Annotated in this window: 9 protein-coding genes; all 9 read left to right on the forward strand. The window is 55.3% G+C overall.

Going from position 1 to position 10,988, the window contains the following annotated elements; all coding sequences use genetic code 11:
• The first annotated feature begins 10 nt into the window (after window positions 1–10).
• Complete coding sequence (locus Q9J80_RS06160) at window positions 11–556, forward strand: pilus assembly protein PilP (protein ID WP_196428311.1); 546 nt, start codon at window positions 11–13, stop codon at window positions 554–556.
• A 17-nt stretch (window positions 557–573) separates the two neighbouring features.
• Entirely contained in the window at window positions 574–2,751 is a 2,178-nt protein-coding gene (locus tag Q9J80_RS06165) for a type IV pilus secretin PilQ (protein ID WP_301673388.1), read from the forward strand.
• Between the two features lie 936 nt (window positions 2,752–3,687).
• Window positions 3,688–4,200, forward strand: coding sequence for a shikimate kinase (locus tag Q9J80_RS06170; RefSeq protein WP_301673387.1), 513 nt, complete (start codon window positions 3,688–3,690; stop codon window positions 4,198–4,200).
• Window positions 4,201–4,210: 10 nt separating this feature from the next.
• Window positions 4,211–5,290 (forward strand): 3-dehydroquinate synthase, encoded by a 1,080-nt coding sequence (aroB, locus tag Q9J80_RS06175; RefSeq protein ID WP_301673386.1) that lies wholly within the window; start codon window positions 4,211–4,213, stop codon window positions 5,288–5,290.
• A gap of 1,107 nt (window positions 5,291–6,397) precedes the next feature.
• The gene (locus Q9J80_RS06180; RefSeq protein ID WP_304672752.1) at window positions 6,398–7,240 is read left to right on the forward strand and encodes a class II glutamine amidotransferase; all 843 of its coding nucleotides are present in this window, start codon (window positions 6,398–6,400) and stop codon (window positions 7,238–7,240) included.
• Between the two features lie 27 nt (window positions 7,241–7,267).
• Window positions 7,268–7,729, forward strand: coding sequence for a transcriptional regulator NrdR (locus Q9J80_RS06185; protein ID WP_301673384.1), 462 nt, complete (start codon window positions 7,268–7,270; stop codon window positions 7,727–7,729).
• Window positions 7,730–7,760: 31 nt separating this feature from the next.
• On the forward strand, window positions 7,761–8,870 hold the full coding sequence (gene ribD, locus Q9J80_RS06190) for a bifunctional diaminohydroxyphosphoribosylaminopyrimidine deaminase/5-amino-6-(5-phosphoribosylamino)uracil reductase RibD (protein WP_301673383.1): 1,110 nt from the start codon (window positions 7,761–7,763) through the stop codon (window positions 8,868–8,870).
• 194 nt (window positions 8,871–9,064) lie between these two features.
• On the forward strand, window positions 9,065–10,486 hold the full coding sequence (locus tag Q9J80_RS06195; protein ID WP_301673382.1) for a lipopolysaccharide biosynthesis protein: 1,422 nt from the start codon (window positions 9,065–9,067) through the stop codon (window positions 10,484–10,486).
• Window positions 10,483–10,988 (forward strand): glycosyltransferase (locus Q9J80_RS06200; RefSeq protein ID WP_301673381.1); only part of this gene is annotated, 506 nt, incomplete at its 3' end. The genes Q9J80_RS06195 and Q9J80_RS06200, both read left to right, overlap by 4 nt.

Below are 10,988 nucleotides of genomic sequence, written 5' to 3' on the forward strand. Positions count from 1 at the left end.
TAGGGAAACCATGAAATATTACGCCTTATTCATCAGCCTTGCCGCCCTATCCGCCTGTTCCCAAGATGCTGAAGACCTGAACGGGTGGATGGCTCAGACACAGCAGGAAGCCAAAGCAGGAATCATACCTTTCCAAGCACCGACCCTGCCGGTCGCACCGGTATACAGCCCCCCGCAGCCGACAGGGCCCAACGCTTTCGATTTCCACCGAATGGAAGCCGCCAAAAAAGGGGGCAACGCCCCCGACACCAAGCGTATTAAAGAAACGCTGGAAAAATTCAGCCTGGAAAACATACGCTATGTCGGCATTGTGAAGTCCGGTCAGAAAGTATCCGGCTTCGTTGAAGCCGACGGTTATGTCTACACAGTCGGCATCGGCAACTATTTGGGGCAAAATTACGGTAAAATCCAAAGCATTACCGACGACAGCATCGTTTTGAACGAATTAATCGAAGACGGTACGGGCAACTGGGTTTCCCGCAGGGCGGAACTGCCTCTGAACGCTTCCGACAAAAACACCGAACAAGCGGCAGCACCCGCCGCAGAACAAAATTAAGAAGGGGATTAATCCATATGAATACCAAACTGACAAAAATCATTTCCGGCCTGTTTGTCGCAACCGCCGCCTTTCAGACGGCATCGGCAGGAAACATTACAGACATCAAAGTTTCCTCCCTGCCCAACAAACAGAAAATCGTCAAAGTCAGCTTTGACAAAGAAGTTGTCAACCCGACCGGCTTCATCACTTCGTCGCCCGCGCGCATCGCCTTGGACTTTGAACAAACCGGCATTTCCATGAATCAACAGGTACTCGAGTATGCCGACCCTCTGTTGAGCAAAATCAGTGCCGCACAAAACAGCAGCCGTGCGCGTCTGGTTCTGAATCTGAACAAACCGGGCCAATACAATACCGAAGTACGCGGAAATGAAGTTTGGATTCTCATCAACGAATCGGACGATACCGTGTCCGCCCCCACCCGCCCCGCCGTAAAAGCCGCGCCTGCCGCGCCGGCAAAACAACAGGCTGCCGCACCGTTTACCGAGTCCGTAGTATCCGTATCCGCACCGTTCAGCCCCGCAACACAACAAACGGCGGCTGTACAGGCAAAACAAACCAATATCGATTTCCGCAAAGACGGCAAAAATGCCGGCATTATCGAATTGGCGGCATTGGGCTTTGCCGGGCAGCCCGACATCAGCCAACAGCGCGACCACATCATCGTTACGCTGAAAAACCATACCCTGCCGACCGCGCTCCAACGCAGTTTGGATGTGGCAGACTTCAAAACACCGGTTCAAAAGGTTACGCTGAAACGCTTCAATAACGACACCCAGCTGATTATCACAACAGCCGGCAACTGGGAACTCGTCAACAAATCCGCCGCGCCCGGATACTTTACCTTCCAAGTCCTGCCGAAAAAACAAAACCTCGAGTCAGGCGGCGTGAACAATGCGCCCAAAACCTTCAAAGGCCGGAAAATCTCCCTTGACTTCCAAGATGTCGAAGTCCGCACCATCCTGCAGATTTTGGCAAAAGAATCCGGGATGAACATTGTTGCCAGCGATTCCGTCAACGGCAAAATGACCCTCTCCCTCAAAGACGTACCTTGGGATCAGGCTTTGGATTTGGTTATGCAGGCGCGCAACCTCGATATGCGCCAGCAAGGGAACATCGTCAACATCGCGCCCCGCGACGAGCTGCTTGCCAAAGACAAAGCCCTCTTGCAGGCAGAAAAAGACATTGCCGATCTGGGTGCGCTGTATTCCCAAAACTTCCAGTTGAAATACAAAAACGTAGAAGAATTCCGCAGCATCCTGCGTTTGGACAATGCCGACACGACCGGAAACCGCAACACGCTTATCAGCGGCAGAGGCAGCGTGCTGATCGATCCCGCCACCAACACCCTGATTGTTACCGATACCCGCAGCGTCATCGAAAAATTCCGCAAACTGATTGACGAATTGGACGTGCCCGCGCAACAAGTGATGATTGAGGCGCGTATCGTCGAAGCGGCAGACGGCTTCTCGCGCGATTTGGGCGTTAAGTTCGGCGCGACAGGCAAGAAAAAACTGAAAGATGCAGACCGCGCATTCGGCTGGGGTGTGAACTCGGGTTTTGAAGGCGGCGACGGCAAATGGTCTGCCCAAACCAGCATCAACCTGCCGGTTGCCGCTGCCGCAAACAGCATTTCGCTGGTGCGCGCGATTTCCTCCGGCGCGTTGAATTTGGAATTGTCCGCATCCGAGTCGCTTTCAAAAACCAAAACGCTTGCCAATCCGCGCGTACTGACCCAAAACCGGAAAGAAGCCAAAATCGAATCCGGTACGGAAATCCCCTTCCAAGACACTTCAAGTTCGGGTGGCAGCAGCAGCACGACCACAACCTTCAAAAAAGCCGTATTGGGGCTGACCGTTACGCCGAACATCACGCCCGACGGGCAAATCATTATGACCGTCAAAATCAATAAAGACACACCTGTCGACTGTACCGTAAAAGATGAGACGACCAAGTGTATCCAAACCAAAAACCTGAATACGCAGGCTATGGTTGAAAACGGCGGCACGTTGATTGTAGGCGGCATTTATGAAGAAGAGAACGGCAATACGCTGACCAAAGTCCCTCTGTTGGGCGACATCCCCGTTATCGGCAACCTCTTTAAAACACGCGGGAAAAGCACCAACCGCCGCGAACTGCTGATTTTCATTACCCCGAGGATTATGGATACGGCCGGCAACAGCCTGCGCTATTGATGCGGCAAAATAAGGGCATATGTTTTATGGCATATGCCCTTTCTTTATGCTTTTGCCGCGCCCGAAATGCCGTCATTCCCGCGCAGGTGGGAATCCAACTTGTCCGGTTTCGCTTGTTTTTCGTCTCGTAACTTTTGAGCCGTCATTCCCGCGCAGGCGGGAATCTAGGTCTTTAAACTTCGGTTTTTTCCGATAAATTCTTGCCTCATTGAAATTCTAGATTCCCGCTTTCGCGGGAATGACGGGATATGGGTTTCCGTGCGGACGTGTTCGGATTTCCGCCTGCGCGGGAATGACGATTAGGGCATTCCTGACGATTCATCGAGCCGTAGGGTGGGCTTCAGCCCACCAATTTCACCGCATCAAGGGTTTTGGGGAATAGGCGTGATTCGGCGGTTTCGGTTTTCGGCGGAGTTGGTTGAAATCGGTGGGCTGAAGCCCACCCTACAGTCCACCCTACAACCCATCTTACGCATCCGCCTTACGCATCCGCCTTACGCATCCGCCTTACGCATTTATCCTGCGCCTGCCGAAATGCCGTCATTCCCGCGCAGGCGGGAATGACGGATTTTAGGTTGCTGTTCTTTGTTTTCTGTTTTTGCGGGAATCCGTTTTTTTGATCGGCTGTGTTTGAATATAGTATTGATAAACATATTATCTTCAATATATTCAACTGGATAATTGTTTACCTAAGCAAAGATAATTGCCTTTTCCTGACAAATAAGTGAAATCAACGGATTGTCAAAACACAGCCTGAAATAAAAAACCTCCCTGATTTCTTTTATTTTTCCTTAAAATCAGAAAGGTTCGGGATGGTCGGGTTATTTTTCCAAACGTACCGCCGCCCTGCCGATTTCGTATAAAATCCTGCCGTAACCCGACAAGCCCGAACCCTGCCGCCCCGAAAGGCGGGGTGTCAAACATTAAGGAACCGTGATGAAAAACTTTAACGACAAACTCATCCTCATCGGACTGATGGGCGCGGGCAAAACCACGCTGGGCCGGCAAATGGCGCAGCGGCTGGATTACCGTTTTTACGACAGCGATCACGAAATCGCCGCAGCGGCGGGCGTTCCCATCCCCACCATATTTGAAATGGAAGGCGAACAGGGATTCCGTTCGCGCGAAACCGCCATGCTCAAAAAGCTGGTTATCCTGCCCCATATCGTCCTGTCCACCGGCGGCGGCGCGGTGTTAAAAGAAGAAAACCGCGCCCTTATCCGCAAAAGCGGCACGGTCGTCTATCTGCACGCCCCACCCGAAACCCTGCTCGAACGCACGCGCTGCGACAACAGCCGCCCTTTGCTGCAAGTTGCCGATCCTTTGGCGAAATTGCGCGAACTCTACACCGCACGCGACCCGCTTTACAGGCAAACCGCCGACTTCACTATCGAATCGGGAAACTGCCGGCAAACCATACAAACCCTGCTCAACCTTTTATCCGAATAAAAATCGACGCATGAAAACACTGAACGTACACGCACCTTCGCACACCTACCCCATCTTTATCGGCAACAGGCTGCTGCCGCAGGCAGGAAGCCTGCTCAAACCGCATTTGGGCAAACGCGCCGCCATCATCACCAACGAAATCGTCGCCCCGCTCTACCTCGGCACGCTTCAGACGGCATTGGATGCGGCAGGCGTATCCCATTTCAGCATCATCCTGCCCGACGGCGAGGCGCACAAAAACTGGCAGACGCTCAACCTCATCTTTGACGGACTGATTCAAAACCGCGCCGAACGCAAAACCACGCTCATCGCACTGGGCGGCGGCGTTATCGGCGACATGGTCGGCTTTGCCGCCGCCACCTACCAGCGCGGTGCCCCATTCATTCAAATACCGACTACGCTGTTAAGCCAGGTTGACTCATCGGTTGGCGGCAAAACCGCCATTAACCACCCGCTCGGCAAAAATATGATCGGCGCGTTCTACCAGCCGCAGGCGGTGCTTGCCGACTTGGATACGCTACACACCCTGCCCGTCCGTGAATTGTCCGCCGGTATGGCGGAAGTCATCAAATACGGTGCGCTCGGCGACATCGGTTTTTTCGAATGGCTCGAACAAAACATATCCGGACTGATGACGCTCGATAAAGGAAAACTCGCCGAAGCCGTGTACCGTTGCTGCCAAATGAAGGCAGACATCGTCGCACAGGACGAGACCGAACAAGGCATACGCGCATGGCTCAACCTCGGACACACCTTCGGACACGCCATTGAAGCCCAAATGGGTTACGGCGTATGGCTGCACGGCGAAGCCGTCGCCGCCGGCTGCGTGTTGGCGGCGCGTTTGTCCGAACAACTGGGCAAAACCTCCGCCGCAGATACCGCGCGGCTCGCCGCCCTGCTCGAAGCCGCCGGACTGCCATCCGCACCGCCCGTGTTTGCCTTTGAAAAATGGCTGGAACACATGAGCCACGACAAAAAAGTCAGCGGCGGCATCATGCGCTTTATCGGATTAAAGAGGCTGGGAGAAGCCGTCATCACCGAAATCACTGATACGGACATCCTCCGCCGCACCCTGCAACCTTATCTCTGATTAGCCATACCGATGCCGTCTGAAGGGCGTTCAGACGGCATCAGCTTTACCGGTGTGTTGCCGCGCAGGTTTGACGCACGATGATAACTTTCCATCATCATTCTCCACGAAAGCGGGCATCCGGTTATTCCATATCGCAGGGATTTATCCGGAATAACAGCAACCCTGTCGCCGTCATTCCCGCAAAAGCGGGAATCCAGTCCGTTCCGTTTCGGTCATTTCCGATAAATTCCTGTTGCTTTTCATTTCTAGATTCCCACTTTCGTGGGAATGACGGCGGAAGGGTTTTGGTTTTTTCCGATAAATTCTTGAGGCATTGAAATTCTATAGTGGATTAACAAAAATCAGGACAAGGCGACGAAGCCGCAGACAGTACAAATAGTACGGAACCGATTCACTTGGTGCTTCAGCACCTTAGAGAATCGTTCTCTTTGAGCTAAGGCGAGGCAACGCCGTACCGGTTTTTGTTAATCCACTATAACAGAACCCTGTCGCCGTCATTCCCGCGAAAGCGGGAATCCAGTCCGTTCAGTTTCAGTCATTTCCGATAAATTCCTGTTGCTTTTCATTTCTAGATTCCCACTTTCGTGGGAATGACGGCGGAAGGGATAAATCCTCGCAATCCAAAGCCTCGTCATTTCCACAAAAAACAGCAACCCGAAACACCCCGTCATTCCCGCGCAGGCGGGAATCCAGTCCATTCGGTTTCGGTCATTTCCGATAAATTCCTGTTGCTTTTCATTTCTAGATTCCCACTTTCGTGGGAATGACGGCGGAAGGGTTTTGGTTTTTCCCGATAAATTCTTGAGGCATTGAAATTCTAGATTCCCGCCTGCGCGGGAATGACGGATTTTAGGTTTCTGTTCTTAGTTTTCTGTTTTTGCGGGAATAATGGGGAAAATGACGGCTCAAAAGTTACGGAACGAAAAACAACCGAAACCGGACAAGTCGGATTCCCGCCTGAGCGGAAATGGCGGAATTTTAAGTTTCCGTCTTTGTTTTCCGTTTTCGCGTGAACAATGGGGGAACAAGCCGTATTTCAGACGGCATTTTCAGTTCGGGGTATAATCCGAATACTTGCGACCATCTGAATCATTTGGACAAACTATGTGTCAACTGCTGGGCATGAACTGCAATACGCCGACCGATATTATGTTTTCCTTTGAAGGCTTCCGCCGCAGGGGCGGCATTACCGACCATCACGCCGACGGTTTCGGCATCGGGTTCTTCGAAGGCAAAGGCGTGCGGCTGTTCCATGACGACAAGCCGAGTGCAAATTCCCCCGTCGCCGACCTCGTACGCGCCTACCAAATCAAATCGGAAAACGTCGTCGCCCATATCCGCAAAGCATCGCAAGGACAAACCTCGCTGGCGAACACTCATCCCTTTATGCGCGAAATGTGGGGCGGCTACTGGCTGTTTGCCCACAACGGGCATTTGGTCGATTTTTTTCCCGAACAGGGCGAATTTTTCCACCCCGTCGGCACAACCGATTCCGAACGCGCGTTCTGCCACATCCTCAACCGCCTGCGCACCCGCTTTGCCGTCCGTCCCGACGACGAAACCCTGTTTGACGCGATTGCGGGGCTGACGCACGAAATCCGCAAGTTCGGGCTGTTTAACTTTATGCTTTCAGACGGCATTTCCCTGTTTGCCCACGCCAGCACGCTGCTGCACTACATCGTCCGCCAAGCCCCGTTCGGCAAGGCACGCCTGCTCGACGACGACGTAATGGTCGATTTTGCCGAAGTAACCACGCCGTCCGACCGCGTCGCCGTTATCGCCACCCTGCCGCTGACCCGCGACGAATCATGGTCCCAACTTGCCGTGAACGAACTGGTCATGTTCCGCGAAGGCAAAATTATTTTAAACGACCGACCCCGTAACCCCGTCTATATGAGTACCGAAGAAGGCCTGGAAATCGCACGCGCCGCCGGCGTATCGGTTTGATTCAGACGGCATCAGGGAGGAAATACCATGAAATGCCCGTTTTGCAGCCACCCCGACACCCGAGTTGCCGATTCCCGCCTGATGGAAGAGCGCAATACCGTCCGCCGCCGCCGCCACTGCCCCAACTGCGGCAAACGCTTCGGCACACTCGAAACCGTTGAATTCAAAATGCCCTCAATCACCGGCCATGACAAAAAACGCCGTCCTTTCGACAGAAGAAAGCTTCATACCGACCTGACCGCCGCCATCCGCAAATGCACCAGCCCGGATCAAATCGATGAGATCGTCCGCCTGACGGAATACAGGCTGTACAATTCAGGTTTGCGCGACATATCCTCCACCGAACTTGCCGACATGGTGCTAAAAGAGCTGCTTGAGCACAACACGGAAGCCGCCGTCCGCTTCGCCGCACTGCACAAACACTTCGACAATCCGGCAGACTTTGCCTCGTGGCTGGCGCAAGCCGTCAAAACAGGCGGCAAAGCCTGATTCCCCCAACCCATACTGATACGGTATCCCCATGTTTTCGGACACAGATATATCCATGATGGAAAACGCCCTCCAACTTGCCGATTTGGGGCGTTTTTCCACCTCGCCCAATCCGCGCGTCGGCTGCGTTATCGCACACGGCAGCCAAATTGTCGGGCAGGGCTTCCACGTCAAAGCGGGCGAACCGCACGCCGAAGTCCACGCATTGCGTCAGGCGGGCGAAATGGCACAAGGCGCGACCGCCTTTGTTACCCTCGAACCGTGCAGCCATTACGGGCGTACCCCGCCCTGCGCCGAAGCTCTGCTCCGTTCCGGCGTAACACGCGTTGTTGCCGCCATGCGCGACCCCAACCCGCTGGTTGCAGGCAAAGGGCTTGCCCTGCTCGAAGTAGCTGGCATCAAGACGGAATGCGGGCTGCTTGAAAACAAAGCACGCGAACTCAACCGGGGATTTTTATCGCGCATCGAACGCCGCCGCCCCTTCGTCCGCCTCAAATGCGCCGTTTCGCTGGACGGCAAAACCGCCCTTTCAGACGGCAGCAGCTTTTGGATTACCGGCGAAGAAGCGCGTGCCGACGTACAAACTTTACGCGCCGAAAGCTGCGCGGTGCTGACCGGCATCGGCACGGTGTTGGCGGACAATCCCCAACTCAACGTCCGAGCCTTCGCCACGCTGCGCCAACCCGCACGCATCGTGTTAGACAGCCGCCTGCGCCTGCCCCCGTACAGCCATTTGGTTACCGACGGACAATCTCCGACCTACATCGCCACCTTGGAACGCGATGAAGACAAACTCCGCCCCTATCGGGAACACGCACACATCCGCATCCTGATGCCGTCTGAAACGGCAGACGGCAAAATCGACCTGCACCACCTGATGCGTCTCCTTGCTGACGAAGGTTTCGGCGAAATCATGGTCGAAGCAGGCTCCGAACTCACATCCGCATTTTTGGCAGAAGATTTGGCGGACGAAATCGTGCTGTACCGTTCGCCCAAAATCCTCGGCATCGGCAAAGACCTGTTTTCCCTGCCCGAGAACCACGCCGCCCTTTCCGCACCGCCCTTGTGGACACCCGTTTCAAGCGAAATCCTCGGACACGACATCAAAACCGTGTTCCGAAAAAACGGCAACGCCTTTTAGAGGGTTTGCGCCGTTTCACTATATAATAACGCCGATAAAAAACGGCCCCGTTCAGACCGCCGCCCGCCCGGAAAAGCGCAAACCGGACTGCCGCACCCCGCCGGCAGCCGCGACGGACTGAAAGCCGTCAAACTCCGATAAAGAAAGGCTTCAGACGGCACAGGCAGAATCCCGCCGCCGTCCGGACATCAAAAATGGACACAAAAGAAATCCTCGGCTACGCGGCAGGCTCGATCGGCAGCGCGGTTTTAGCCGTCATCATCCTGCCGCTGCTGTCGTGGTATTTCCCCGCCGACGACATCGGGCGCATCGTGCTGATGCAGACGGCGGCGGGACTGGCGGTGTCGGTATTGTGCCTCGGGCTGGATCAGGCATACGTCCGCGAATACTATGCCGCCGACGACAAAGACACTTTGTTCAAAACCCTGTTCCTGCCGCCGCTGCTGTTTTCCGCCGCGATAGCCGCCCTGCTGCTTTCCCGTCCGGCCATACCGTCTGAAATCCTGTTTTCGCTCGACGATGCCGCCGCCGGCATCGGGCTGGTGCTGTTCGGACTGAGCTTCCTGCCCATCCGCTTTTTCTTACTGGTTTTGCGTATGGAAGGGCGCGCCCTTGCCTTTTCGTCCGCGCAACTCATGTCCAAGCTCGCCCTGCTGCTGCTGCTGCCGCTGACGGTCGGGCTGCTGCACTTTCCGGCGCGCACCGCCGTCCTGACCGCCGTTTACGCGCTGGCAAACCTTGCCGCCGCCGCCTTTTTGCTGTTTCAAAACCGATGCCGTCTGAAGGCCATCCGGCGCGCACCGTTTTCATCCGCCGTCCTGCACCGGGGGCTGCGCTACGGCATACCGATCGCACTGGGCAGCATCGCCTATTGGGGGCTGGCATCCGCCGACCGCCTGTTCCTGAAAAAATATGCAGGCTTGGAACAGCTCGGCGTTTATTCGATGGGTATTTCGTTCGGCGGGGCGGCATTATTGTTCCAAAGCATCTTTTCAACGGTCTGGACACCGTATATTTTCCGTGCAATCGAAGCAAACGCCCCGCCCGCCCGCCTCTCGGCAACGGCAGAATCCGCCGCCGCCCTGCTTGCCGCCGCCGTCTGCCTGACCGGCATTTTCTCGCCCCTTGCCTCCCTCCTGCTGCCGGAAAACTACGCCGCCGTCCGGTTTATCGTCGTATCGTGCATGCTGCCGCCGCTGTTTTGCACGCTGGCGGAAATCAGCGGCATCGGTTTGAACGTCGTCCGCAAAACGCGCCCTATCGCGCTCGCCACCTTGGGCGCGCTGGCGGCAAACCTGCTGCTGCTGGGGCTTGCCGTACCGTCCGGCGGCGCGCGCGGCGCGGCGGTTGCCTGTGCCGCCTCATTCTGGCTGTTTTTTGCTTTCAAGACAGAAAGCTCCTGCCGCCTGTGGCAGCCGCTCAAACGCCTGCCGCTTTATATGCACACATTGTTCTGCCTGGCCTCCTCGGCGGCCTACACCTGCTTCGGCACACCGGCAAACTACCCCCTGTTTGCCGGCATATGGGCGGCATATCTGGCAGGCTGCATCCTGCGCCACCGGAAAGATTTGCACAAACTGTTTCATTATTTGAAAAAACAAGGTTTTCCATTATGAAAATCATCCTGACCACTTCTATGTCGGGCTTGGGCGGCACGGAAACCGCCACCGTCCGCCTCGGCAGGCTACTCAGGCAGCACGGACACGACATCATGCTTGCCTCTTCGGACGGACCGTTGCTCAAAGAGGCGCAAGCCTTGGGCATACGTTGGCAACCCGTCGATTTCTATCGCGGCGGCCTTTTCGGCTACCTCAAAGGTATGATTGCCTACGCCCGAATGCTGCGGCGCGAACAACCCGACATCATCGACTGCCAAATGGCGCGCGTCGTACCCGCCTGCGCCATTGCCGCCAAAATCGTTTCGCCGAAAACCAAAATCATCTACCACTCGCACGGTTTGGACGCGGCAACCTACCCCAAAATCGCCAAACTCTTCGACAAGCTGGGCGTGTACATCATCGGTAACTGCAAACACGAACGCGAAAAACTCATCCGCCACGGTTTCCCCGCCGACCGGATTGCCTACGCCTACAACGCACTCCCCCCCCCCCCCCCCCC

It is taken from the genome of Neisseria blantyrii, from assembly GCF_962747855.1.
In the GTDB taxonomy this organism is placed as follows: Bacteria; Pseudomonadota; Gammaproteobacteria; order Burkholderiales; family Neisseriaceae; genus Neisseria; species Neisseria viridiae.